At 70.2% G+C, this 23,933-nt stretch carries 24 protein-coding genes; 13 read left to right on the top strand and 11 right to left on the bottom strand.

The genetic code is table 11. The features are described from left to right. Positions 1 to 8 precede the first annotated feature (8 nt). Positions 9 to 266, top strand: coding sequence for a YciI family protein (locus ACWEOI_RS17895; RefSeq protein WP_433672755.1), 258 nt, complete (start codon positions 9 to 11; stop codon positions 264 to 266). Here ACWEOI_RS17895 and ACWEOI_RS17890 read toward each other — a convergent pair. Next, the gene (locus ACWEOI_RS17890) at positions 256 to 3,189 is read right to left on the bottom strand and encodes a LuxR C-terminal-related transcriptional regulator (RefSeq protein ID WP_452360646.1); all 2,934 of its coding nucleotides are present in this window, start codon (positions 3,187 to 3,189) and stop codon (positions 256 to 258) included. The two genes, ACWEOI_RS17895 and ACWEOI_RS17890, sit on opposite strands and share 11 nt — an antisense overlap. 195 nt (positions 3,190 to 3,384) lie before the next feature. On the opposite strand from ACWEOI_RS17890, the gene ACWEOI_RS17885 reads away from it, so the two are divergent. Further along, entirely contained in the window at positions 3,385 to 3,936 is a 552-nt protein-coding gene (locus tag ACWEOI_RS17885; RefSeq protein ID WP_452360297.1) for an LppU/SCO3897 family protein, read from the top strand. Between the two features lie 7 nt (positions 3,937 to 3,943). Here ACWEOI_RS17885 and ACWEOI_RS17880 read toward each other — a convergent pair whose 3' ends face one another. Continuing rightward, positions 3,944 to 4,915: a quinone oxidoreductase family protein gene (locus tag ACWEOI_RS17880; protein WP_452360296.1), complete on the bottom strand. Its 972-nt coding sequence runs from the start codon at positions 4,913 to 4,915 to the stop codon at positions 3,944 to 3,946. Positions 4,916 to 4,999: 84 nt separating this feature from the next. Here ACWEOI_RS17880 and ACWEOI_RS17875 point away from each other — a divergent pair, with 84 nt between their 5' ends. Beyond that, positions 5,000 to 5,578, top strand: coding sequence for a TetR family transcriptional regulator (locus ACWEOI_RS17875; protein ID WP_433672758.1), 579 nt, complete (start codon positions 5,000 to 5,002; stop codon positions 5,576 to 5,578). Here ACWEOI_RS17875 and ACWEOI_RS17870 read toward each other — a convergent pair. Then, complete coding sequence (locus ACWEOI_RS17870) at positions 5,560 to 5,958, bottom strand: winged helix-turn-helix transcriptional regulator (protein ID WP_379273523.1); 399 nt, start codon at positions 5,956 to 5,958, stop codon at positions 5,560 to 5,562. The genes ACWEOI_RS17875 and ACWEOI_RS17870 overlap by 19 nt on opposite strands. 111 nt (positions 5,959 to 6,069) lie before the next feature. Between ACWEOI_RS17870 and ACWEOI_RS17865 the strand changes: the two genes are divergently transcribed. Then, positions 6,070 to 7,005 carry an NADP-dependent oxidoreductase gene (locus ACWEOI_RS17865; RefSeq protein WP_452360295.1) on the top strand — a complete coding sequence of 312 codons (936 nt, stop codon included), beginning with the start codon at positions 6,070 to 6,072 and terminating at the stop codon, positions 7,003 to 7,005. A gap of 21 nt (positions 7,006 to 7,026) precedes the next feature. Here the strand turns inward: ACWEOI_RS17865 and ACWEOI_RS17860 are convergent, their stop codons facing one another. From ACWEOI_RS17860 to ACWEOI_RS17845, 4 genes are read right to left on the bottom strand one after another with little or no spacing between them, the layout of a single operon-like run. Next, positions 7,027 to 7,650, bottom strand: a complete 624-nt coding sequence (locus ACWEOI_RS17860; protein ID WP_433672760.1) for an NUDIX hydrolase — start codon at positions 7,648 to 7,650, stop codon at positions 7,027 to 7,029. Between the two features lie 10 nt (positions 7,651 to 7,660). After that, positions 7,661 to 8,914 (bottom strand): adenylosuccinate synthetase, encoded by a 1,254-nt coding sequence (locus tag ACWEOI_RS17855; RefSeq protein WP_452360294.1) that lies wholly within the window; start codon positions 8,912 to 8,914, stop codon positions 7,661 to 7,663. A 24-nt stretch (positions 8,915 to 8,938) separates the two neighbouring features. Further along, positions 8,939 to 9,919 (bottom strand): hypothetical protein, encoded by a 981-nt coding sequence (locus ACWEOI_RS17850; RefSeq protein WP_452360293.1) that lies wholly within the window; start codon positions 9,917 to 9,919, stop codon positions 8,939 to 8,941. A gap of 5 nt (positions 9,920 to 9,924) precedes the next feature. Continuing rightward, on the bottom strand, positions 9,925 to 10,944 hold the full coding sequence (locus ACWEOI_RS17845) for a hypothetical protein (RefSeq protein WP_452360292.1): 1,020 nt from the start codon (positions 10,942 to 10,944) through the stop codon (positions 9,925 to 9,927). A gap of 277 nt (positions 10,945 to 11,221) precedes the next feature. On the opposite strand from ACWEOI_RS17845, the gene ACWEOI_RS17840 reads away from it, so the two are divergent. The 5 genes from ACWEOI_RS17840 to ACWEOI_RS17820 all read left to right on the top strand — a co-directional run bounded on the left by ACWEOI_RS17840 (position 11,222) and on the right by ACWEOI_RS17820 (position 16,456). After that, complete coding sequence (locus ACWEOI_RS17840) at positions 11,222 to 12,067, top strand: alkaline phosphatase family protein (RefSeq protein ID WP_379273533.1); 846 nt, start codon at positions 11,222 to 11,224, stop codon at positions 12,065 to 12,067. Positions 12,068 to 12,179: 112 nt separating this feature from the next. Further along, complete coding sequence (locus ACWEOI_RS17835) at positions 12,180 to 13,466, top strand: MFS transporter (protein ID WP_433672764.1); 1,287 nt, start codon at positions 12,180 to 12,182, stop codon at positions 13,464 to 13,466. Beyond that, on the top strand, positions 13,463 to 14,437 hold the full coding sequence (locus ACWEOI_RS17830) for a TolB family protein (protein WP_452360291.1): 975 nt from the start codon (positions 13,463 to 13,465) through the stop codon (positions 14,435 to 14,437). Before ACWEOI_RS17835 ends, ACWEOI_RS17830 begins: the two co-directional genes overlap by 4 nt. Before the next feature lie 195 nt (positions 14,438 to 14,632). Next, positions 14,633 to 15,145 (top strand): DUF4334 domain-containing protein, encoded by a 513-nt coding sequence (locus ACWEOI_RS17825; RefSeq protein ID WP_452360645.1) that lies wholly within the window; start codon positions 14,633 to 14,635, stop codon positions 15,143 to 15,145. 78 nt (positions 15,146 to 15,223) lie between these two features. Continuing rightward, on the top strand, positions 15,224 to 16,456 hold the full coding sequence (locus ACWEOI_RS17820; protein WP_452360290.1) for an FAD-dependent oxidoreductase: 1,233 nt from the start codon (positions 15,224 to 15,226) through the stop codon (positions 16,454 to 16,456). 4 nt (positions 16,457 to 16,460) lie between these two features. Here ACWEOI_RS17820 and ACWEOI_RS17815 read toward each other — a convergent pair whose 3' ends face one another. The 3 genes from ACWEOI_RS17815 to ACWEOI_RS17805 all read right to left on the bottom strand — a co-directional run bounded on the left by ACWEOI_RS17815 (position 16,461) and on the right by ACWEOI_RS17805 (position 19,138). After that, complete coding sequence (locus tag ACWEOI_RS17815; protein WP_452360289.1) at positions 16,461 to 17,345, bottom strand: aldo/keto reductase; 885 nt, start codon at positions 17,343 to 17,345, stop codon at positions 16,461 to 16,463. 137 nt (positions 17,346 to 17,482) lie between these two features. Beyond that, positions 17,483 to 18,109: an alpha-ketoglutarate-dependent dioxygenase AlkB gene (locus ACWEOI_RS17810; protein ID WP_452360288.1), complete on the bottom strand. Its 627-nt coding sequence runs from the start codon at positions 18,107 to 18,109 to the stop codon at positions 17,483 to 17,485. A 69-nt stretch (positions 18,110 to 18,178) separates the two neighbouring features. Further along, the gene (locus tag ACWEOI_RS17805) at positions 18,179 to 19,138 is read right to left on the bottom strand and encodes an alpha/beta fold hydrolase (protein WP_452360287.1); all 960 of its coding nucleotides are present in this window, start codon (positions 19,136 to 19,138) and stop codon (positions 18,179 to 18,181) included. A 30-nt stretch (positions 19,139 to 19,168) separates the two neighbouring features. Here ACWEOI_RS17805 and ACWEOI_RS17800 point away from each other — a divergent pair, with 30 nt between their 5' ends. Next, positions 19,169 to 19,762, top strand: coding sequence for a TetR/AcrR family transcriptional regulator (locus ACWEOI_RS17800; RefSeq protein ID WP_452360286.1), 594 nt, complete (start codon positions 19,169 to 19,171; stop codon positions 19,760 to 19,762). Positions 19,763 to 19,768: 6 nt separating this feature from the next. Here the strand turns inward: ACWEOI_RS17800 and ACWEOI_RS17795 are convergent, their stop codons facing one another. Continuing rightward, positions 19,769 to 20,659 carry an alpha/beta fold hydrolase gene (locus ACWEOI_RS17795; RefSeq protein ID WP_452360285.1) on the bottom strand — a complete coding sequence of 297 codons (891 nt, stop codon included), beginning with the start codon at positions 20,657 to 20,659 and terminating at the stop codon, positions 19,769 to 19,771. A 297-nt stretch (positions 20,660 to 20,956) separates the two neighbouring features. Between ACWEOI_RS17795 and pyrR the strand changes: the two genes are divergently transcribed. From pyrR to ACWEOI_RS17780, 3 genes are all read left to right on the top strand, one after another. Beyond that, positions 20,957 to 21,595 (top strand): bifunctional pyr operon transcriptional regulator/uracil phosphoribosyltransferase PyrR, encoded by a 639-nt coding sequence (gene pyrR / locus ACWEOI_RS17790; protein WP_452360284.1) that lies wholly within the window; start codon positions 20,957 to 20,959, stop codon positions 21,593 to 21,595. Then, positions 21,592 to 22,557, top strand: a complete 966-nt coding sequence (locus ACWEOI_RS17785) for an aspartate carbamoyltransferase catalytic subunit (protein ID WP_452360283.1) — start codon at positions 21,592 to 21,594, stop codon at positions 22,555 to 22,557. The genes pyrR and ACWEOI_RS17785 overlap by 4 nt, the downstream gene beginning before the upstream one ends. Positions 22,558 to 22,627: 70 nt before the next feature. Further along, positions 22,628 to 23,920, top strand: a complete 1,293-nt coding sequence (locus tag ACWEOI_RS17780) for a dihydroorotase (protein WP_452360282.1) — start codon at positions 22,628 to 22,630, stop codon at positions 23,918 to 23,920. The last annotated feature ends 13 nt before the right edge of the window (positions 23,921 to 23,933 follow it).

The raw sequence follows: 23,933 nt of genomic DNA, 5'->3' as shown, positions 1-23,933 counted from the left end.
GGCGCAGGGTGCGCAAATATCTGGTCATGGCCATGCGCACCCCGCGCTTCGACGATTCCGTCGCCGTCCCGCACAAGGAATGGCTGGCGCAGGTCCGCGACCGCGGTCAGCTGGTCGAGACCGGCAAATTCACCGACGGCACCGGCGGCGCCTACGTCATCACCGCCGAGAACCTGACCGCCGCACAGGAATTGATCCACACCGACCCGATCCACACCACGGGCGCGTCGGAGCTCACCGTCTACGAGTGGGAAATCACCGGCTGAGTTCCGTGAGGCGGTGCGCGATGCCCGCCCGCCCCGTGATGCCCAGTTTGCGCAGAATCCGACCGAGATGGTCCTCGACGGTGCGCGGGCTCAGGTAGAGCTGCTCGGCGATCGCTTTATTGGTCAGCCCCCTGGCCGCCAGTTCGGCCACCTCGCGCTCGCGTTCGGTCAGTGCGTTCGGGCCGCTGACGCCGCGATGCCCCGCCAGCTTGCGTTGCGCGGCCGTAGCGGCGGTGAGCAACTCGTGCGCTCCGGCCGCCGTGAATTCCGCACGCGCGGCCGCGATTCGAGCGGTCGCCGTCGTGAAATCCCCACGCTGCCCCGCGATCTCGGCGGCCAACAGCATGGCTTGCGCGCGAAAGATCGGCATCCCCGCCTGGCCGTAATAGGTGATGGCGGCCTCGGCTGCCCGCCCGGCCTCGTCGAAATCGCCTCGTGCGCACAGATATCCGGCGCGCGCCCGAGCTGCCGCCGCCTGCTGCCCCGGAATTCCCAGCCGCTCGGCCGCCTCCTCCGCCCGTGCCACCAGCACCGACGCGGTCTCCAGATCGCGTTGCGCGACACAGCCCAGTGCGGCGACGGCGAATTCGGCGGCCTGCATCGGATGCGGACGCGACTCGGCTCGGGCCGCGGGCCGCGCGTGCGCTGGGATATCCGACGACGTGGACCCGGTCGCGGTTGCGCTGTCGGAACCGTTGGCGCCCGGCGGCATGGTTGCGGCCCTGGACCCGGCCGGGACCGGCGATTCAAACGTGGGCTCGAGCTTGGTAGCGGCCAAGGCGGGGTGGGGCGGCGTGGCGGGGGGTAGGCCTGCCGGGTTCGGTAGGCGGCCGGCGATTTCGGCGAGGGCGGCTTCGACGACGCCTCGCCACCAGTGCATGGCGGGGCGGGGGAGTGCGTCGAGGGTGCGCCACCAGCGGGCTACTTCCTCGGTGGGGGCGATGTCTTCCAGGACGCGGAGTTTGATCGCGCCCGCGAGGGGGGCGATGCCCGGATAGCCGTGGAGGCGGGCGGTTTCCAGGGCGTCCTCGGCGGCGGCGAGGGCGTCGTCGTAGCGGCCGAGTTTGCCGAGGGAGTAGGCGTGGACGGTGTGCAGTTCGGGGAGGACGAAGCTGTGGCCGCGGCGGCGGCTGACCCGGATGGCGCGTTCGATGTGAGCCAGGCCGGTGGCCTGGTCGTCGAGGAAGTACGCCATCCATCCCAGGGCGGCGACGGCGTGGACGCCGTCGAGCAGCTGGGTGTCGGTGAGGCCCGCGAACTCTCGCTCGGCGGCGCGGTATTCCGTGCGTGCGGTATCGATGTTCAGGTCGTTGAGCTGCTGCATGCTGCGCAGGGTGCGGGCGGCCGCCCCGATGGCGGGGTCCCGGACGGCCCCCGACTCGTACAGTGCCCGAATTCTGGCTCCGGCCTCGCGATCCCGATTGTCCTGTGATTCCAGAATGGCCAGTTCCAGCTGTACCGAACCGCTGTCGGCCGGTGCGAGGCCCTCGATCGCGCGGGTCAGCAGTTGCCGTGCGCTGTCGACCCGTCCGAGGATCCGCTCACATCGCGCGTACAGCAGCACCGCCTCCCCGCGTTCCGCCATCGCGGATGCCGCGGTCGCGGAGGTCGCATCTACCTGCGCGGAGCCGAGCGTGGGATCGCTCGCGTGCGGTGACGGATCCTGGTGTGGGAGAAGCGGTTCGAGGACATCGCGGGCACGGTCGGCGGCCCCGGAGAGCAGCAGCGCCCGGCCCAGCAGCAGCCGGGCCGGGTAGCCGGTTTCGGGATCCGGCGTGCGGTGCAGGGCGGTTTCGATCCAGCGCGCACTGGTGGCGGGCGCGGTGGTGAGGGCCTGCTCGGCCGCTTGGACCAGCTCGGCGGCGGCGAGCGGATCGCGGCCGCCGAAGGCGTGCTCGAGGTGGCGGGCACGGGCCAGGACGGGAGCGTCGACGCCGCGCAGGAATTCGGCGGCGCGACCGTGGGCGGCGGCCCGCCAGGCGGGGCCGGGCAGACGGTAGGCCGCGGTGCGGATGAGGGGATGACGGAAGTCGATGACGCCGCCGGTGAGGGTCAGCCAGCCGCGGCGGGCCAGGTCGTCGACGGTGGCGTCGAGTTCCGGGCGCGTGACTTCGGCGGTGGCGCAGAGCAATTCGGTGTCGGCGGTCGCGCCGCAGACGGCGACCGCCTGGGCGACCAGCCGCTCTCGGGGCGGCAGGTGCGCGAGTTCGGCGCGCAGCGTGCGGTCCAGCGCCGCGTGACCGTGCCCGGTCGGTGCGGGCCCCTCCGCGCGCAGCGTCTCGTCCAGTTCCGTGGGCGTGAGCTCGGCCAGCACCTGGAGGTACAGCGGATTGCCGTGTGCCGCTTCGACGAGCCGGGCCCGGCGCGCGGGCGGGATCTCCGGGAGCAGGGCGGTCGCCTCGTCCTCGGACAGCGGCGGCACGGTCAGGTGTGTCACGACGATTCGGGGCGCGCGCACCGCCGCGGCGAGTTCCGGCGGAAACTGGCCCGCGCGATAGGCGAGGATGACGCCCACCCGGTCGGGTAACTGCCGGATCAGACCCGCCAGCACCTCGAGGGACGCACGGTCAGCCCAGTGCACGTCATCGAGGATCAGCACCGTCGGCGTGCCCCCGAGCCGCACCCCCAGCCACCGAGCGGATTCCCGGTTGTCGAGCGCCGCGACAAGGGGATTCACTGGTCCGCCCTGCGCGCCGTCGCCGGTGATCGCATCCGCGTCGCTGGTGAGCTGCTCGCTGAGGGTGGCGAGCACGTGGCGCGGGGTGGATTGTTCGTATTCGGTGGCCGCGATGGCGATCGTGCGCAGTCCGGCGGCGCGGGCGCGGTCGGCGGATTCGGCCAGCAGCCGGGACTTTCCGATCCCCGCCGGCCCTTCGACCAGGAAGACGCGGCGGTCGCCGGAGGTGCGGTGTGCCGCGTCCAGCGTGCTGAGTTCCCGGACCCGGCCGACGAATGGCTCGATCGCGCACTCCTTTCCGAGCGAACGGCCCCGGCCGGAGCCTAACGTGCTGCCGGATCGGTACGGTTCCCGGGCTATCCCGTGGTTTCACGGATGCTCGCCGATCGCGCACCGGGTTGGGTAGTCGAGGTTCGAAGCGATCATGAGTGGGAGAGGTACGTGGATTCGGTGCGAGTGAGCTCGGAGAACAAGCGACAGTGGCGGCGGCTGCTCCCGGTCGTGCTGGTGGCTTCGGCGGTGGCGCTGGCGGGTTGCTCCGCGGTCCAGAAGGGCGCGGAGTCCATCAAGGACGCGGGCAAGTCCGATACCGGGCGTTCGAAGGTCGGCGATTGCATCAACGTTATCGAGGGGTCGATGATCAATTCCAAGACCGAGCCGGTGGACTGCGCCTCCCCGAAGGCGGTGTACAAGGTGGCCAAGCACTCCAGCGCCAAGGCCGAGTGCGCCGCCGACTACACCTCCTACGAGGAGACGCTCAACGGCGCCTCGATGGCCTACCTGTGCCTGGCGCCGAATTTCCAGACGGGCGCCTGCTATCACGAGAGCATGATGACCGGCTATCAGTACGCCGAATGCGGTTCGACCAACGCGAGTTTCCAGGTGCTGACCCGGATCGACGGCCAGGCGGACGAGAACCTGTGCGGCCCCGAAGCCGACAAGGTCATCACGCTGACCGAGCAGCCGACGACGTTCTGCCTGAAGGACCTCTGAGCTGCGCTCAGCCGGCGCGCAGGATGATCGTGCCCCGGGCGGCTCGATCCTCGAGCAGCCGGTGGGCGTGCGCGGCCTGGTCGAGCGGCAGCACCCGATCCACCAGCGGTGTCAGCGAACCCGTCGCCGCCCGCCGCAGCGCGGCTTCGCGGGTCGCCGCCACCCCGGCCAGCCAAGCCGGACCGGAGCAGCCGGTGAGCGTCAGGCCGCGCATGATCAGGTCCATCGCGCCGACCTGCGCGGGCGCTCCCGACAGGAACCCGTAGCTGAGCATCCGCCCGCGCAGCGGGGTCATGAGGTCCAGGATTTCGAGCGCGGATTCGCCGCCGACGGAGTCGAAGACCACGTCCAGCGTCGCGCCGCCGAGCAGGTCGGCCAGTTGCCGGGTCCACCCGGGGGTGTGGTGGTCGACGACGAGGTCGGCGCCGAATTCGCGTGCCCGCGCGGCCTTCTCGGGCCCGCCCGCGGTGGCGATGACGCGGGCCGCGCCGTACTCCTTGGCCAGCTGGGTGAGGTAGGCCCCGACGCCGGTCGCCGCCGCCTCGACGAGGATCGTCTCGGTGCCGGTGAGCCGCGCGGTCTCGAGCAGGGGGATGGCGACCGACCCGCTCATGGCGACGGCCGCCGCGGCGTCGGTGCTCAGTCCGTCCGGAATCGGGGTCGCGGCCTGGGCGGGGACGCAGACCTGTTCGGCGTAGGTGCCGAAACTATTGCTGCTCACCACCACTCGCCGCCCGACGAGCGAGGCGTCCACGCCCGCGCCGACTTCGGTGACGACGCCCGCGGCCTGGGTGCCGAACACGAGGGGGAACTGCACCGGCAGCGGAAACGCGCCGGACCGCAGCATGGTCTCGGGGAACAGTACGGGAATCGCCTCGGTCCGCAGCAGGATCTCCCCGGCCTGGGGGCGGGGTGCGGGAACCTCTCCGGCCACCAGGACGTCGGGCCCACCGGTGCCGGTCAATAGGATTGCTTGCATTGAGAACCTCATAAGTTGACTGACGGTCAAGATATGCCTGCGAAGATATTGACCGTCGGTCAAGTTGTCAATGGAAGTGGTGATATGAACCCGCCCAAGGAACGTGCCGACGCGGCCCGCAACCGCCAGGCAATCCTGGCGGCGGCCCGCACGCTGTTCGCCGAGGAAGGCGCGGAGGCGGCGACCATGGACCGCATCGCCGCCGCGGCGGGCGTGGCCAAGGGCACGCTGTTCCACCGGTTCGGCAATCGCGCGGGCCTGCTGTACGAGCTCGTCGCGGACGGGGCGATCGGCTTGATGGAGGCGGTGACCAGCGGTCCGCCGCCGCTCGGCCCAGGCGCGCCCGCGGGGGAGCGCCTGCTCGCCTACTTCGACGCCATGACCCGGCTGATCGCCGACGACCTCGAACTGAACGTCGCCTACCAGGCGCTCCCGCCGCACCCGCGCCGCGATGAATTCCACGCCTTCTGGGCGAACCACATCAGCACCCTGCTGCGCGAGATCCGCCCCGATCTCGACGCCGAGGTGGTCGGCGGTCTGTTGCTCGCGCCGCTCGGCGGCGAACTGGTGCCCTACCTGGTCCGTTCGGGCCAGCGGGACCGCTTGCTCGACGGTGTCCGGCAGCTGGTCCGATCGGTGATCGATCAGCCCGCGGCGTCGTAGCTTTCGCGGGCCGCGAGCACGTCCTCGATGTGGGTCTCGGCCCAGTCCTTGATGGCCCGCATGACCGGCAGCAAACTCTGCCCGAGTGCGGTGAGCCGATAGTCGACCCGCACCGGAACCGACGGCGTGACGGTGCGGGTCACCAGCCCGTCGCGTTCCATGCCGCGCAGGGTCTGGGTGAGCATCTTCTGGCTGACGCCGGCCACGATGCGATTGAGATCGCTGTAGCGGCGGGGACCGTCGGCGAGCGCGTTGAGCAGCAGGCTGACCCACTTGTCGCTGATCCGGTCGAGCAGGTGCCGGGTGGGGCATTCCTGGATGTAGGCGTCATAGTCGCGCCGGGCCTCGGTGCGCCGCTGGGCGGCGGTCTTGGTCGCCATGACTCTCCCTGACGTTCGGTACGCACTCCGAGGTGCGTACTTCCCGATGGAGAGTAACACTCCCTAGGTTCGGTGTCGGGGTGGGAAACCGTACAGCAGAGGAGTTTTCACATGCGCGCCGTCATCGTTCGATCGTTCGGAGGACCCGAGGTGCTGGAGGTGGCCGAGGTGGCGCTGCCCGCGCCCGGCCCCGGTCAGGTGCGGATCCGCGTCGCCGCGGCAGCCGTGCAGCCGGCCGACCTGCACACCCGCTCGGGCGGATTGGCCCAGGCGGGGCTGATGTTGCCGCGCGAGGTGATCGGCCTGGGCTGGGATGTCGCCGGGACCATCGACGACATCGGTTCCGGTGTCACGGAATTCGCGATCGGTGACACGGTGTTCGGCCTGTCCGATCGGCTCGATGTGGCCCTGGGCACGCACGCCGACCTGGTGGTCCTGGAGGCCGCCGCCGTCGCCCTCGCACCGCGCACGGTCTCGGCGATCGAGGCGGCGACCGTCCCGCTGAACGCCCTCACCGCCGCGCAATCCCTGGACCTGCTCGGCCTGCCGACCGGTGCGACGGTGCTGATCACCGGAGCGGCCGGTGCGGTGGGCGGCTACGCGGTGGAATTGGCCGTGGCCCAGGGGATCCGGGTGGTCGCGACCGCCGGTGCCGCCGATGAGGACGCGGTGCGCAAACTGGGCGCGGAGTTCTTCGTCCCGCGCGGCGAACGCCTCGGTGACGCGGTGCGCGCCCTGGTCCCCGGTGGCGTCGACGGCGCCCTCGACGCGGCGGTACTGGGCGTCGAAGTCCTCGACGCAGTCCGTTCGTCCGGCGCGTTCACGGCCTTGGTGGGCGGCGCCGAACCGGCGGCCCTGCGCGGAATCCGCGTGGCCAACACCTGGATTCGAGCCGACGGCCGCCGCCTGGCCGAGCTGGCCGCACTGGTCGACGCGGGCCGCCTGACCCCGCGAGTCGCCGAGACCTTCCCGCTCGACCGCGTCGCCGACGCCCACGACCTGCTGGCCGCGGGGCAACTGCGCGGCCGCCCGGTCCTGATCCCCTGACGCTCGCCGCGCCCACGGCGTTCAGGCGAAGGACCACACCGCGGCCGGGCGGCCGGTGGCTTTCACCCGGACGCGTTCGCCCGTGCGGGACAGCCCGGGCAGCGCGGCGAGGGTGCGGTTCAAGTTGCCCGGGTCGGGTTTGGCGCCGTGCAGGGCGGTGGTGAGGCCGACCGCGCGGGTGGCGGTGAACTGGTCGCCGGTGAGGGCGCGGGTGAATGTCAGGTCCTTCCACAGCATGTCGGCCAGCCGTTCCCTGGCGGCGGCGACGATCTGGTTGTGGTCGAACGCCAGCGGCGGGACCGCGTCGAAGGGCACCCAGGTCGCGGTGTCGGATTCGTGCGCGCCGACCACGGCCCACATGGCGATGGACAGGGTCGGTCCGCGCGGGTCGCGATTGGGTTCGTCGAAGGTGGCGACCTGTCCGACGGCGAGGATGGCGTCCTCGGGCACCCCGAGTTTGGTGTGCACCGCGCGGTGGGCGGCGTCGGCGAGGCGTTCGCCGAGGCCGAGCAGCACGCCCGGCAGCGCGAGTTCCCCGGCGAACGGTTCCCACCGCCGCGCGGCGATGCCGAGCGTGGCGGTGGGGTCGTCGGGCCCGTAGCGCAGGGCGATCACATCGATGGATACCGCGGATTGTTGCTCCACAAATGGACAATCATGCCTGAGCGGTGATCCGGACCGTGCGATCGGCTCGATCCGGGCCGTGGGCGGTGAGCACCACCGGCGCGCCGAGTTCGGCCTCCAGGTAGCCGGGGACGTCGCCGGGCAGGTCGGTCAAGGCCGGGGTAGCGGCGCTGAGCAGGTCGCTGAGCCCTTGCTGGTGGTCCAGGTCCTGCCAGACCCCGCAGTCGAGCCGGTCGACGCACCCGTCCGCGGTGAGATATCCGGTGGCGGTGCGGATGTCGCCGACCGCGTCGAGGTGGTTGACGGCCAGCCCGTCGATCCCGCCGCAGGCATCGATCGCGTAGCGCAGCAGCAGCGGGTCGAGGTGCCCGCGCCGGAACGCGCCCTGGTAGACGCCGGTTCCATTGTGCGGCTCGGGAATCGACAGCGCGGGGTCCTCGGTCGGGAAGGGCCCGGCCCCGTGCCGCGTCATGTAGGCCCGGGTCACGCCGAGCACGTAGCCCGGAGCCCCGATGCGCGCCAGCATGTCTCGCGCATTGCGGGGTTCCACGGTCGACCAGGTCGTGTACGGGTGGGTCCCGCGCCATTCGTCGAGCAGCACGCCCTGCGCGCCCTCGAACACCAGCCGCCCGCTGCGCGCGAACCCCGCGAGCTGCTCGCCGGGCAGGATGGCCACCACCTCGGCGAAAGCGGTGTACGCCGCGACCAGATCGTCGATCGGGTCGTAGCGGTGCCGTCCCCCGGCGAGCAGCGGCGCGTAGTGCTCCTCGAGTGCGATCAGCTTGCGCCGCAGCACATCCGGTCGCGCGCAGTCGGCGACCCGTGGCGCGTCGTGGTCGAGCGCGTAGCTCGCGGTCTCCCCGATGCCGATGCCGCACGAACCGTGCCGGGCGGTACCCCTCGTATCCTCCCGGCAGCGGTTGGCGGCCCCGTGGATGGGCGTGGTGAGCAGGGCGCGTTCGTCGACGTAGAGCAGGGACAGCGGATCGGCGACCCCCAGCGCGGCGAGTTCGCGGGCCTCGGCCGCCAGGGCCAGGGGTTCGACGAGCATGTGCCGCGACAGCAGGGTCGGCACCTCGGACAGGGTGCCGGACCCGAACTGCCGGAAGGTGTGGTGGCGGCCGTCGGCGACCACATTGTGGGCGGCCTGCGCCCCGCCGTTGAACCGCACCACCGCGGCCACGTCGAGCCCGGCCCGCGGTGAGCACAGCCAGTCGACGGTGGCCCCTTTCCCGGCGTCACCGAAGCCGAGGTCCACCACGATGAGGTGACGGTCGCCGAACATGAGCTGTCCCTTTCTCTTTCGTGGTCAGAGATCGACGTCGTCGGTCCCGGTGGTGGCGGGCAGCGCGCCCACACTGCGGCCCCGGCGGACCGCGCCCAGTGGCGCGAGCGCCTTGCCGACCGCGTCGGCCTCACTGGTCGACCCGATATCGCGCAGGTCGGCCAGCCCGGCCCCCAGATCGACGCGGTCCTCGCCGATCCCGATGGTCAGCGCGATGAGCTCGCACACCGCGGCCGGATCCTCGAGCCGCAGGAACCGCTCGCCCAGCAGCCCCTGCCAGTGCTCGGCGATCTCCGGATCCCGGTAGTAGCTGGACTGATTGGGCAGGATGTAGTGCACGTTCCACCGGTCGGCCAGCTCCCGGTAGACGGAGTCGACGGCGATGTCGCTGCGCACGTCGTCGCCGATGACGGCCTGGATGTGCCGCGCGGGCAGCCGCTTCTTGTTCAACTCGTCGCCGACGATGAACAGGTAGCCCTTGCGTCCGCGCTTCTCCCACGCGTCGGTGACGGTGTGGCGGGCGATGAAATACGCTGCCAGCTCGTAGCTTTCGGACTTCTGCCCGCCACCGCCGCCTTCGAGGAGGATAAGCCGCAGCTGTTCGTCCATGCGGTTGTCGGATTCGAACTGCCCGACCTGCAGCGGCACCCGGTCGCTGTCGGCGTCGCCGATGGCCCCGAACAGGATCTGCGGATCGTCAGCATAGCCCTTGCGCTGCAACAGCCCGTGCAGTTTGGCCAGCTTCTCCTGCATGACCCGCGGCACCCGGCCCATGGACCCGGTGACGTCGAACAGCACCGCGATGGGCAGCGAGTTCCCGTGGTCGTCGGAGTCGCGCGACTCCCGCATGCCCACGCCGAACGGATCCAGGGTGGGGTGCGCCTTCCACTGCTCCCACGGGGTGGACCGCATGTCGGCGGTGTAGCCGAAGTCGTCGAGTCCCTTGGCCGCGCGGAAGGTCCGCGCCGCGTCGTAGGCGCTGTCGTCCCAGCTTCCGTAACCCATTGCTATCACTTACCTTTCGTGAGCTCGAATGGCCGGAAGCGGCGCTTCCCGTAGAGCCGGTCGAGCAGATCGTCGAATTCGCCGAGCAGGTCCGCGGCGTCGGGCCGCAGTCCGGGATCGGCTTGCAGGCACCCGGTGGCGTAGGCGCGCATCGGGGCGGGTGCGCGGTCGCCGAGCATGGTGAGCATGAGGCGATGCGCGAGGTGGACGTCGGTGGCGGGGGAGACCGCGTCGCGGATCTCGGGCGGGTAGTCCAGCGACTTCAGCGTGGCCGTCGCGGGATTGCCCGGCCGGGTCGCGAATGACCAGCCCACCAGGACGATTCCGTGCAGTCGCGGATGCACCAGCACATTGGCGGGACTGATCGCGGTGTGCACCCAGCTCGCCAGCTGCGCCCCGGCGAGGCAGCGCAGCAGCCGCCGGTGCATCCACGCGTAGTCGCGCGGGTCGAGCCCGTCCGGATAGGCGGCGCGGACCTCCTCCATCGTCACGAACCCGTCGGTCAGGCCGGCCAGCACATTGACCGTGCGCTGCTCGCCGGTACCCGAGTCGAGATGGTCGACGGTGTCGACGAGTTCGGGGAAGTACGGTCGCAGCCACTCGTGCTCGGCGGCCACGGTCGCGATGTCGCGCAATGCGTTTCGCTCACCGGCCAGCAACCGGTTGGCGGCCGCGCGGCGCGGGATCTTCACCACCCGATCCGAGCCGGAGCGGTACACGTCGGCGATGGATCCGGCCGCGTGCAGCGCCCCGACGGGATGCCGCCCGCGCGCCCCGGTCACCTCGAAGGCCGCTTCGTCCAGGTCCAGCCACCGCTGGTACAGCTCCGAGAGCCGGGCGAAGGCGGCGCCCGCGGCCGCCGCGTCGACGGCCTCGACCCGGTCGGGGTGGACCAGTGCGGCCAGCCGGTGGTACCGGCGTCGTGCCGCTTGTCTGCTCGTGGAATCCGTTGCGGCGGAACCGAAGAGGTCTTCGGGCCGCCGCGCCGCCCGGATGGTCTCCGCGGTCTCTCGCGCTGTCGTCATTGTTTTAGGCTAGATGACTAAAACGAGGAAGGCCAGCGATTTCGCCAACTTTTTGTAGATTCGACAAAAACGCAGGTGGTCACCGGTTTGCTGTCTCGAAACTCGCGCTGCGGCAGGGGGACTCGGTCCGAGTCAGCGGAAAGTGGCCATGCGATTTGTTCACTTTCCCCACATCGGATGGCCGCAGAGCATTCGTCGTTCCGGCGCATGGCGGTTCTTAATATTGCGCGGCCCTGGCGGTGCTGCCGGGGCCCGCTCGAGTCCTTCAGGAGGATCTGTGTTCAGGAAGCGCATCGCTGCCGCCGTCATGTCGGCCGCCGCGTTCATCGGTATGGCGACGTCCGCCGTCGTCAATTCGTCGGAAGCCGCTGCGGCGGGCAGCGTTCCGGTCTTCGACCACATCGTGCTGGTGATGTTCGAGAACCATTCGTACTCGCAGATCAACGGCAGCTCCAGCGCGCCGTACTTCAACAGCCTGGCCGGGCAGGGCGCGAAGTTCACCCAGTCCTACGGCGTCACCCACCCGAGCGAGCCCAACTACCTCGCCATGTTCTCCGGCTCCACCCAGGGCGTCACCGACGACAGCTGCCCGCACACCTACAGCGGCAACAACATCGCCAACCAGCTGCTCACCGCCGGCAAGAGCTACAAGAGCTACTCCGAGGCCATGCCGTCGGACGGCTACACCGGTTGCTCGAGCGGCACCTACCGGCGCAAGCACAACGCGGTCCCGAACTTCAGCAACGTGCCGGCCAGTGCGAACACCCGGTTCAGCACCTTCCCGACCGACTTCTCCACCCTGCCGACGGTCTCCTACGTCGCGCCCGACATGTGCAACGACATGCACGACTGCTCGATCGGCACCGGTGACACCTGGCTGAAGAACAAGATGGACGCCTACGCGCAGTGGGCCAAGACCCACAACAGCCTGCTCATCGTCACCTTCGACGAGGACAACGGCGGTTCGTCCAACCACATCTTCACCACCTTCGTGGGCGCGCACACCCAGGTCGGCAGCTTCTCCAACCAGATCAACCACTACAACGTGCTCAGCACCATCGAGAGCGCCTACGGCCTGACCCACCTGAACCCCGCGGCGGAGATCACCAACGTGTGGAACTGACCGTTCACCGGGCAACCGGACCGATCGGCAGCTGACATGACCCCGCTCGCGGACCCGACGATGTGTCCCGAGCGGCTTCCCAGCGACCCCCTGAGGTAGTACACCCATGTACATGTCCACGATCGACCGCCCGCATTCCGGGGGCGACGACGCGACACCGTCGCGCCGCAAGGCGTTCTTCCTGTTGAGCGGCAATGTGTTCGCGCTCGGCGCCGTCAGCCTGGTCACCGACATCTCCTCGGAGATGATGACCGCCGTGCTGCCGGTGTACCTGGTCGTCGGACTGCATCTGAGCCCCGCCGCGTACGGCGTCGTCGACGGCACCTACACCGGCGCGACCGCCTTGCTGCGGCTGGTCGGCGGCTATGTCGCCGACCTCACCCGTCGCCGCAAGTTCATCGCGGGCCTGGGCTACGGCCTGTCGGCGGTCGCGAAACTCGGCATGCTGGCCGCGGGCAGCGCCGTCGGCGCGATCGGCGCGGTCATCGCCGTCGACCGCACCGGCAAGGGCCTGCGCACCGCACCCCGCGATGCCTTGATCACCCTGTCCACCCCGCCGCGGCTCTACGGTCGCGCGTTCGGCGTGCACCGGACGATGGACACCATCGGCGCGTTCGTCGGCCCCCTGGTCGCGATCGGCATCCTCGCCGCCACCGCGCAGGCCTACGACGCGGTCTTCGTGGCCAGCTTCTGCATCGCCGCGTTCGGCGTCCTGATCCTGGTGCTGTTCGTGCGCGACTACCGCGACGAGCAACCCGCCAAGGGTGCGGTGTCGCCGCGCGCGCTGGGCGGGCTGATCCGGCTCGCCCCGGTGCGTCGGCTGGTGGCCGCGGCCTGCCTGGCCGGACTGGTGACCATCGGCGACGGCTTCGTCTACCTGCTGCTGCAGCAGCGGGAACACCTGAGCGTCAGCTGGTTTCCGCTGCTGGCGGTCGGCACCAACCTGTCGTATCTGGTGCTGGCCACCCCGCTGGGCATGCTCGCCGACAGGATCGGCCGCCTGACCGTGGTGCTCGGCGGCTACACCGCGCTGGTGCTGGTGTACCTGCTGCTGTTCGGGCCGTTCGGCGGGACCGCGCTGCTGGTGGTGGTGCTCGCGCTCTACGGCCTGTTCTACGCCGCGACCGACGGCGTGCTGATGGCGCTGGCCGGTCCGGTACTGCCGAAAGCCTTGCGCACCACCGGGATCGCGCTGATCCAGACCGGGCAGGCGCTGTCGTACCTGGTGTCGTCGGTGCTGTTCGGGCTGGCCTGGAGCTGGTGGGGTCCGGAGAACGCGAGCCGGGTCGCCGCGGGTCTGGTGGCGGTGGCCGTGGTCGTGATCGCCGTGCTGCTGCGCGGTGTGCAGGCCGCCGGGACCGCCGAGGACGTCACCGAGACCGCGGAGGAGCACGCGTGAACCGCTTGGTGCTGGCCCTGCTCGGGGCGGTCGTCCTGGCCGCGGTCGCCGTCGGCTACGGCGTGGTCACCGGGACACGCGCGCAACCCGCCACCGCCTACGAGGCGCTGAACATCGCGCCCGGGCCCCGAATCTTGTTCCGCAGCACCGCAGCCGAGAGCAAGGGCCATGTGGCGATGGTGTCCGCCGCCGATCCGGGCGCGGCGCGCTCGGTGTCGAAACTCGAATGCCTGCGGGTGGCCGCGGCGGCCGGGACCGCCATCTGCCTGCGGCCCGACGGCCCGCTGGCCACCTTCCAGGCCGCCATCCTGGACGCGGATCTGACCGTGACGCGGGAGATCCCGCTGGTCGGCGTGCCCAATCGCACCCGGCTGTCGGGTGACGGCCGGATGGCGGCCTGGACGGTGTTCGTGGCGGGCGACTCCTACAACAACGGCCGCTTCTCCACCCGCGCCGGACTGGTCGACCTGACGACCGGCGACATGATCGATTCCCTGGAGTTCCTGTCGGTCGTGGTCGACGGCCGCCCCTACACCGCCGCCGATCTCAACTTCTGGGGCATCACCTTCGCCGCGGACGACAACACCTTCTACGCCACCATGTCCACCGACGGCCGGCGCTACCTCGTGCAGGGCGATATGGCGGCGAAGACCATCCGCACCATCGCGCAGAACGTGGAATGCCCGTCGCTGTCGGCGGACGGCAAGCGGATCGCGTTCAAGTCGGCGATCGACGGCGACCCCGCGAAGGGCTGGCGGCTCTCGGTGCTGGACCCGGCCTCGGGCGTGCGCACCCCGCTGGCCGAAACCCGCAGCGTGGACGACCAGGCGGCGTGGCTGGACCCGAACACCATCGGCTACGCGATCTCGCGCGGCGGCGACGACGCCGATATCTGGGCGGTCCCGGCCGACGGTTCGGGCAGTCCGCGGCTGCTCGTTCCGCACGCCGAATCCCCGGCGGCCCTGGGCTGAACGGGCGGCGGCCCCACGGGAACCGGTATCGACATATTCGGCCAATCCGGTCGTCAGAATGTCACTGGAGCTCTACCGGCGACCACCGGGGCCGCCGTTAGGGTGAGAGAAATTCTGTCGTCCACTCTCACCAAGGAGATCATGATGGTTGCCGCTGACCCGGCGACGGACGGCGCCGCGCGCCTGGACACCCTGATGGCGGGCGCGGCCACGGCGGCCCAGGCCTGGGATCTGTTCGACAGCCTGCCGCCGGTGGACGTGGACGAGGTCACCACCGGTCGCTGGCGCGGCGCGGAAGTGGGCACCGGCCACCCGTGGGACGGCATGCTGGTCGAAACAGGCTGGTACGGAAAGCAGTTCGACAGCGCCGACCGTGTCCAGCCGCTGCTGTTCCAGGCCCCCGACGGCGAGATCTTCCCGGTCGACCCGCGCCGGGTGCCGCTGTTCCTGGCGGGCAGGGTGCCGGTGACGGCCCTGTCCCCGGTACGCCGCTCCCTCGGCGTGCTGCGGCCGATGCTGCGGACGGCCGCCCCGAAGGCTCGACTGCGGAATCTCGAGTTCCGTGGAAAGTCCAGCGCCGCAATGATCTACGACCACCTGCCGATCATCGACATCTTCCGCCGCGTCGCCGCGGACACCCTGCTCGGTGTCATGGATATGCGCGGACTCGGCGAACCGTATTTCTTCGTCCTGTACCGCGACCGCTAGCCGCGGTGCGATGGCTGTGCCCGAGCCGGACTCGTCCTACCATCGACGGTGACGGCGTCTTCGGCTCGGGAGGTCCCGATGGAACGCACGACCTGTCTCATCGCCGGTGGGGGACCGGCGGGCATGTTCCTGGGGCTGATGCTGGCCCGGGCGGGCGTCGAGGTCACCGTGCTGGAGAAACACGGCGACTTCCTGCGCGATTTCCGCGGCGACACCGTGCACCCCACCACCCTGGACCTGATCGACGCCCTCGGCCTGCGTGAGGATTTCGCGAAACTGCCGCAGCGGCGGCTCACCTCGATCCAGACCCCGATCGGCGGGCGGATGGTGCCGCTGGGGCGCCTGGACCACATCCCGGGGCGGCACAAGTACATCGCCATGGTGCCGCAGTGGGATCTCCTCGACCTGCTCGCCCGCGTCGGCGACAACGAACCGACCTTCCGGTTGCGCATGCGGACCGAGGCCGTCGACCTGCTGCGCACCGGCGCAACGGTGACCGGCGTCCGCTACCGCACCGCGGACGGCACGACCGGCGAGATCCACGCCGACCTCACCGTGGCAGCCGACGGTCGCGGCTCGGTGCTGCGTGCGGCCGCCGGTCTGGGCGTGCGCCGGTGGGCGACGCCGTTCGACACCTGGTGGTTCCGGATCCCGCGCCACGACACCGATCCCGCCGGCCTGATCCCGGTGGTCAGCGCCGACCGGGTGGCCGTCCTGGTCGATCGTGGCGAGTACTGGCAGAGCGCGACCCTCATCGCGAAGGGCAGCGACGCGCAGGTGCGGGCCCGGGAACCGGTCCGCGAGATCATGCGCGGCCTGACCGAGGCGGTGCCGTGGCTGGCCGACCGCGCCGACGCCGTCCGCGACTGGGACCAGGTGAAACTCCTCGACGTCAAACTGGATCGGCTCGACCGCTGGTACACCGACGGCCTGCTCTGCCTCGGCGACGCCGCCCACGCCATGTCCCCGGTCGGCGGAGTCGGGATCAATCTCGCCGTCCAGGACGCGGTGGCCGCGGCCCGCATCCTCGCCCCGAAACTGCTGTCCCACAGCGTCACCACCGCCGACCTGGCCCGCGTGCAACGTCACCGCCTGCTACCCACCGCCGTCGTCCAGGGCATGCAGCGCCTGGCCCACGCCCGGGTCATCCGGCCCGCGGTCACGGGCCGTTTGAATATCGCGGACCTCCCGCGAACACCCTTGCCGCTGCGGATCTTCCGTCGCGTCCCGGTCCTGCGTAGCCTCCCGGTCTTCCTGGTGGCCCGCGGCGTCGTCCCCGAACCGGTCCCGGACTTCGCCCGCCGCGCGTGATCCGTCAGGCCGATACGGCCGTCTCCGCGACCGCCGACAGCCGGGCGAACTGATCCTCCGACAACGACACCGACCCCGCGGCCACATTCTCCTCGAGATGCGCGACCGAGGTGGTGCCCGGGATCGGCAACACCGTCGGGGAGCGGTGCAGCAGCCAGGCGATCGATACCTGCGCGGTCGTGGCCCCGACTTCGGCGGCGACCTCGGCGAGCACGCCGCCCGCCGCGGCCTGCGCGCCCCCGGCCACCGGGAAGAACGGAATGAACGCGATCCCGTGCGCCGCCGCGTAATCCACCACGTCTTCGTGGTGGCGCGCCCCGAGGTTGTAGAGGTTCTGCACGCTCGCGATCGGCGCGATGGACGCGGCCTCCCGCAGTTGGTGGACCGTGGCCTCGGACAGCCCGAGATGGCGCACCTTGCCCTCGTCGATCAGCTGCCGCAGCGCGCCGATCTGGTCGGCGAGCGGATAGTTCGGATCGATCCGATGCAGTTGCAGCAGGTCGATGCGATCGAGTTTCAGTCGCCGCAAACCCAATTCGGCCTGTTGCCGCAGATACGCCGGATGCCCCAGCGGCACCCACTCGGTCGGCGAGGGTCGCAGCACGCCGACCTTGGTCGCGACCACCACGTCGTCGCGGTACGGGTGCAGGGCCTCCGCGACCAGTTCCTCGTTCTCGCCCAGCGCGTACGAGTCGGCGGTATCGATCAGGTTCGCGCCCAGCTCCACCGCGCGCCGCAGTACTCGCACGGCCGCGGCCCGATCGGCGGGCGCGCGCCAGATGTGTCCCATGCCCGCCTCGAAGCCCGGTTCCGGTGCGGCCGCCAAACGCATGGTGCCGTACCCGATCCGGTTGACCGGAAGATCGCCGCCCAGTAGGAATTCCGCCATCGCCCTCGACTCCTCGTGTGCTGTTCCGTTGCGGAACCAGCAACCGGGGCCCGAGCGCGAGCATTCCCGGCGGCATTTCGCCGACGGCGAATGCGTGTTCGGCACCGGGGGAGTACGCCCGGCGTTCGGACCCCTCGTTACCGGACGCCGCGCGGTCGGAACTGAATACTGATCCGCGGCCCCACCGGCCGCTTGGTCTTGGGCACCGCGTGCTCCCATGTCCGCTGGCAGGATCCGCCCATCACGATGAGATCCCCGTGCCCGAGCGCGTACCGCACACTGGCCCCGCCGCCGCGCGGACGCAGCAGCAACGACCGCGCCGCACCCACCGACACGATCGCCACCATGGTGTCGTCGGTGGCCCCGCGCCCGATGGTGTCCCCGTGCCAGGCGACGCTGTCGTCCCCGTCGCGGTAGTAGCACAGGCCCGCCGTGGTGAACGGTTCGCCGAGTTCCCGGAAGTAGTACGCGCTCAGCGTGTTCCGCGCTTCGGTGAGGATGGGGTCGGGTAGTTCGCGCGCTTCGTCGTAGAACGACAGCAGTCGGGGCACGTCCACCATCCGGTCGTACATGGCCCGCCGATCCGCCCGCCACGGCACCCCGCTCACCAGCCGCTCGAACACCTCGTCCGCCCCGCTCAACCACCCCGGCAGCACATCCACCCACGCCCCGTCCCCGAGCTCGGTGCGCCGAACCCCCGTCAGCGCACCGAGCCCGACCTCCCCGAACCCGTCGAGGAGAGATCCCTGCCATGGCATCGACATGCGCACGAAGTTACCACAGTATCGAACAGGCGTTCGAGTGTCGCGGAACTTTGCGCGCCACGGCATCGATCAGGCGCGCACCTGATCGTGCTGCTCCACGAACCCGAGGAAGCGCGGGATCACCTGGTCCGGATTGGCCCAGAGGAGATCGTGGCCGATGCCCGGATAGGACTCGACCTCAACGGTCGGGATGTACTCGTGTGCCCGAGCGGTTCCATGCGCCGGGTCGCTGACGACGGTGTCGGCGCCGAAGAGAATCAGGCTCGGCGCGGTGATGGCGGTCAGTTGTTCGTCGGTGAACGGCCGGTCCCACGGCACCCCCGATCGGAACTTCAATATCGCCATGGCTACGGCCATTTCTCTGTCGTCGAGTTCGTATCCGGGCATCAGCCACTTGTTCAGCTTCCGCAGGCCTTCCGGGGTCTGGCGCAGGCCCGCCTTCAGGAATTTGAACAGCAGTCCCCAACTCGGCTTTGCGAAGGTTGCTCCGCTGGGCTCGAACATGGTGAGACTGGCGAGGCGATCGGAGTGGTAGACCGCGACCACGCCCGCGAGCCAAGCGCCGTAGGAATTTCCGGCGATATGCACGCGATCCTCACCGAGACCGTCGAGCACCGCGACCATCCAGTTCGCGATGTCCTCCGCGTCGCGCAGCGGCGCGGTCTGTTCGCATCGACCGGCCCAGCCGATGACGTCCGGCGTGTACACCACGTGGTCCCGTGACAGATCTTCGATGAACCGGTGCCACACCATGCCGTTGCCCCCGATGCCGGGCAGTAGTACGATCGGCGCTCCCTCGCCGCTGCCGGATCTGCGCACTCGTGTTGTGCCGAAAGGGGTTTCGACATCGATATCGGCCGCCGGGACCGCCCATCGCGCGGCCGCCTCGTCGTAGGCGTGCAGGAAGTCGCGCTTCGCCTGCGCGTTCTTGAATCGCCCGATCTTGGCCATGTGTGCCTCCCCGTTCATCATCGTTGATGATATGACCGTACCATAAAAATGGTATGGGCGTACCATCAAAACCTTCACCCCTCAGGACGTCACGAAAGAGCTGGTCAGATGCCGCGTTTGGTCGACCACGAGCAGCGGCGGCGGGAAATCACCTCCGCCGCAAGGACTGTCATCGCCACCGGTGGGCTGGATGGCGCCACCTTCCAGGCGGTGGCGGCCGAGGCCGGGATCTCGGTGCGCCTGATCCAGTACTACTTCGGCACCAAGCGGGACCTCATGCTCGCGACCCATACCGCGGTGGTGGAGGACTTCGGGGTGCGGTTCACCGCGCAATTCGTGGCGCTCGGGCCCGAGGCCGCGCCGCGCGAGATCATCCGGACCTTCGCGGTCGGACTCCTGCCGCTCGATGATCAGCGGCGGCAGGACAATCTGGTGTTCGCGGCCTTCCATGCGGCCAATCTGACCGGGAACACCGTCACCTCCGACGAGATGATGGGGGCGCCGCGCTATCTGGTCACCGTGATCACCGACCAGCTGCTGCGCGTTCGGGGGGCCGAATCCGATACGCACACGGCGGAATTGGACGCCGAGATCATCGTCGGCGGGGTCAGCAGCATCACCCAGTTCGTGCTGGCGGGTGGCGCTACCCGGGAGCGGGCGGTCGAACTGCTCGACCGCCTGCTCGACAGGATGCTGCCGTAAGGGCGGTCAGCCCTGCTGGTCGCCGATATGGGCGCGGACGAAATCGACCACGGCGTCGGTGAATTCGTCATTGGCGTCGCTGGCCGCGGTGTGGGCGGCGGTGCCGATCTCGATGTACTCGGCGTGCGGGGTCAGGGCGCGGAAGGCCGTGACGCCCTCCTCGCTGACCACGTCGGAGAGCGCGCCCCGCACCAGCAGGGTCGGGATGCTCAGCTGCTTCGCCGCGTTCTCGAGGGCCTCGGTGTGCACGTCGATCTCCTCGCCGCGTCCGTCGCGCGGGCCTCCCATCATGGCCGGATCCCAGTGCCAGTACCAGCGGCCGTCGGCACGCTTGCGCAGATTGCGTTGCAGCCCTTCGGGATTGCGGGGCCGGCGGCGGTGGGGGAGGTAGGCGGCGACGGCGTCGGCGGCCTCCTCCAGGCTGGCGAAGCCTTCGGGATTGCTGGAGAGGAAGTTGATGACGCGCTCGACGCCCTTGCGTTCGGGGCGGGGCACGACGTCGACGAGGACCAGGCCGGTGATGCGCGCGGCCTGGGGGTGGGTGGTGGCCATCAGGCCGGTGAGCCCGCCCATGGACGCGCCGACGATGAAGGCGGGCTTGCCCAGTTGTTCGAGCACCGCCATCAGATCCTCGACCATGGCCTCGCGGCGGTAGTTGCCGTCCGGATCCCAGTCGCTGTCGCCGTGCCCGCGCGCGTCGAGCAGCACCGCATGCATGCCCGCTTTGGCCAAGGCCAGTCCGGAGTCCTTCCAGGATCCGCGGGTCTGCCCGCCGCCGTGGAGAAATACCACCAGTGGGCCGTCCTGGGGTCCCCAGCTGTCTCCGGCGATGGTGATGCCGCCGTACCCGCGGAAGTTGACCCGGGCGGGTTCGGTGAATTCAGCGTCATTGCTCACTCCCCGAGCATCGCACACGTCGATATACGGTGTATGACAACCGGCCGGTAGCTAAGACGGGGGATCGGTGCGGCGGCGTGAACCCGGCCACACTGGCCGGACGACCGTATTGCTGCGGACTTGCCGGTGACCCCGGCGAACCCGGGTACCGGCAGGTCGCGGCCGGTGCGGCGGCGGTGCGCCGACCGCGGACGCGCGGGGGGTGCGCGGTCGGGGGCGCATTCGCGCGCTGGTAGGGTCACAGCCCGAAAGACATCCTTTAACGGACCGTCCCGTGAGGCGGGGAAGGAGGTCGGCATGGCTGTGCCCGAAGACCGGGCGGCCAAGTCGAGCGCTGCCGAGTTCTCGCAGCGGCACGACCCGGACCGGGTCGAGACCGGACGCGAGCTGCTCTCCGATTCCGACGTCGGCCGGACCATCGCCCGCATGGCGCACCAGATCATCGAGAAGACCGCTCTGGACTCCGGTGATCCGAAGGTTGCCCGCGTGGTGCTGATCGGAATCCCCACCCGCGGAACCACTCTGGCCCATCGCCTGGCCGGCCGGATTGAGGAATTCTCCGGCGTCCGCCCCGCGATCGGCTCCCTCGACATCACCCTCTACCGCGACGACCTGCGCTCCAAGCCGCACCGTCCGCTCGAGCGCACCTCCGTGCCCGAGGGCGGTATCGAGGACGCTCTCGTGGTGCTGGTCGACGACGTGCTGTTCTCCGGCCGCACCGTGCGCTCGGCCCTGGACGGCCTGCGCGACCTGGGCCGCCCCCGCGCGGTGCAGCTCGCCGTGCTCATCGACCGCGGCCACCGCGAACTTCCCATCCGCGCCGACTACGTCGGCAAGAACGTCCCGACCGCGCGCACCGAGGACATCTCGGTGCTGCTGCGCGAGCACGACGGCCGCGACGGCGTGTACCTGCGCCAGGAGGGTGACCCCCAGTGAAGCACCTGCTGTCGGTCACCGACCTGGACCGCGACGCCGCCAACGGCCTGCTCGACGAGGCCGAGCGCTTCGAACAGGCGCTGCTGGGCCGCGAGGTCAAGAAGCTGCCGACCCTGCGCGGCCGCACTGTCATGACCGTGTTCTTCGAGAACTCCACCCGCACCCGGGTCTCCTTCGAGGTTGCGGGCAAGTGGATGAGCGCCGACGTCATCAATGTCAGCGCGTCGAGTTCCTCGGTCTCCAAGGGTGAGTCGCTGCGCGACACCGCCCTGACGCTGCACGCCGCCGGCGCGGACGCCCTCATCGTGCGCCACCCCGCCTCGGGCGCGGCGCACCAGATCGCGCGCTGGTTCGCCGAGATGGACGAGGCCGCCAGCGGTTACGCCGGTCCCGGCCCCGCCATCATCAATGCCGGTGACGGCACCCACGAGCACCCCACCCAGGCGCTGCTGGACGCGCTGACCCTGCGTCAGCGCCTCGGCGACCTGGAGGGCAAGCGGATCGTGCTGGTCGGCGACATCCTGCACAGCCGGGTCGCCCGCTCGAACGCCTTCCTGCTCAGCACCCTGGGCGCGGAGGTCGTGCTGGTCTCGCCGCGCACCCTGCTGCCGATCGGCGTGGAGGCCTGGCCCGTGCGGGTCTCGGACTCCCTGGACGCCGAGCTGCCCGGCGCCGACGCGGTCATGATGCTGCGCGTGCAGGCCGAGCGCATGAACGGCGGCTTCTTCCCGTCGGCGCGCGAGTACTCGATCCGCTACGGCCTCAACGAGCGCCGCATGAAGATGCTCGACGACCACGCGGTGGTCCTGCACCCCGGCCCCATGCTGCGCGGCATGGAGATCGGCTTCTCCGTCGCCGATTCCCCGAAAGCGGCTGTGCTGCAACAGGTCAACAACGGAGTCCATATGCGCATGGCGGTGCTGTTCCGCCTGCTGGTCGGAACCGACGAGGTGGTCGCGTGATCGGGTCAGGCCTGGAGGCGGCAGCTTGCGTAACCACGGAAGGCCCCCGATCGCGCGGAGAGGAGACAGCATGAGCATCCTGATCCAGAACGTCCGTCTCTACGGTGAAGGCGACGCGGTCGACGTGCTGCTCGCCGACGGCGAGATCCGTGAGATCGGCGCGGGCCTGAGCGCCCCCGACGCCGAGGTCGTCGACGGCAAGGGCCAGTTCCTGCTGCCCGGCTTCATCGACCTGCACACCCACCTGCGCGAGCCGGGCCGCGAGGACACCGAGACCATCGAATCCGGTTCCGCCGCGGCCGCTCTGGGCGGCTACACCGCGGTGTTCGCCATGGCCAACACCAGCCCGGTCGCCGACACCTCGGTCATCACCGACCACGTGTGGAAGCGCGGCCAGGAGGTCGGCCTGGTCGACGTGCACCCGGTCGGCGCGGTCACCGTCGGACTCGAGGGCAAGCAGCTCGCCGAGATGGGCACCATGGCCGCCGGCGTCGGCGCGGTGCGCATGTTCTCCGACGACGGCCACTGCGTCTACGACCCGCTGATCATGCGCCGCGCCCTCGAATACGCGAACTCCCTGGGCGTGCTCATCGCCCAGCACGCGGAGGAGCCGCGCCTGACCAAGGGCGCCGTCGCCCACGAGGGCCCGACCGCCTCCCGTCTGGGCCTGGCCGGCTGGCCGCGCGCCGCCGAGGAGTCCATCGTGGCCCGCGACGCCCTGCTGGCCCGCGACGCCGGAGCCCGCGTGCACATCTGCCACGCCTCCACCGCCGGCACCGTCGAACTGCTGAAATGGGCCAAGTCCCAGGGCATTTCGATCACCGCCGAGGTGACCCCGCACCACCTGCTGCTCGACGACTCGCGGCTGGAGACCTACGACGCGGTGAACCGGGTGAACCCGCCGCTGCGCGAATCCTCCGACGTGGCCGCGCTGCGGCAGGCCCTCGCCGACGGCGTCATCGACTGTGTCGCCACCGACCACGCCCCGCACGCCGACCAGGACAAGTGCTGCGAGTTCGCGGCCGCGCGTCCCGGCATGCTGGGCCTGGAGACGGCGCTGTCGATCATCGTGGAGACCATGGTCAACCCCGGACTGCTCGACTGGCGCGGTGTCGCGCGGGTCATGAGCGAGAACCCGGCGCGGATCGTGGGCCTGGACGATCAGGGCCGGCCGCTCGCGGTCGGCGAACCCGCCAACCTGGTGCTGATCGACCCGGCCGCCGAATGGACGGTGGAGGCGAACGAACTCGCCTCGATCGCCCGCAACACGCCCTTCCAGGCGATGACCCTGCCCGCGAAGGTGACCGCCACCTTCCTGCGCGGCCGGCTCACCGCCCGGGACGGCAGGATCGTCGCCGGTTAACGGCGGGTGGGGA

The organism is Nocardia sp. NPDC004340 (assembly GCF_053602575.1).
The sequence above is the reverse complement of the archived record's forward strand: the minus strand, read 5'-3'. Positions and strand labels throughout refer to the sequence as shown.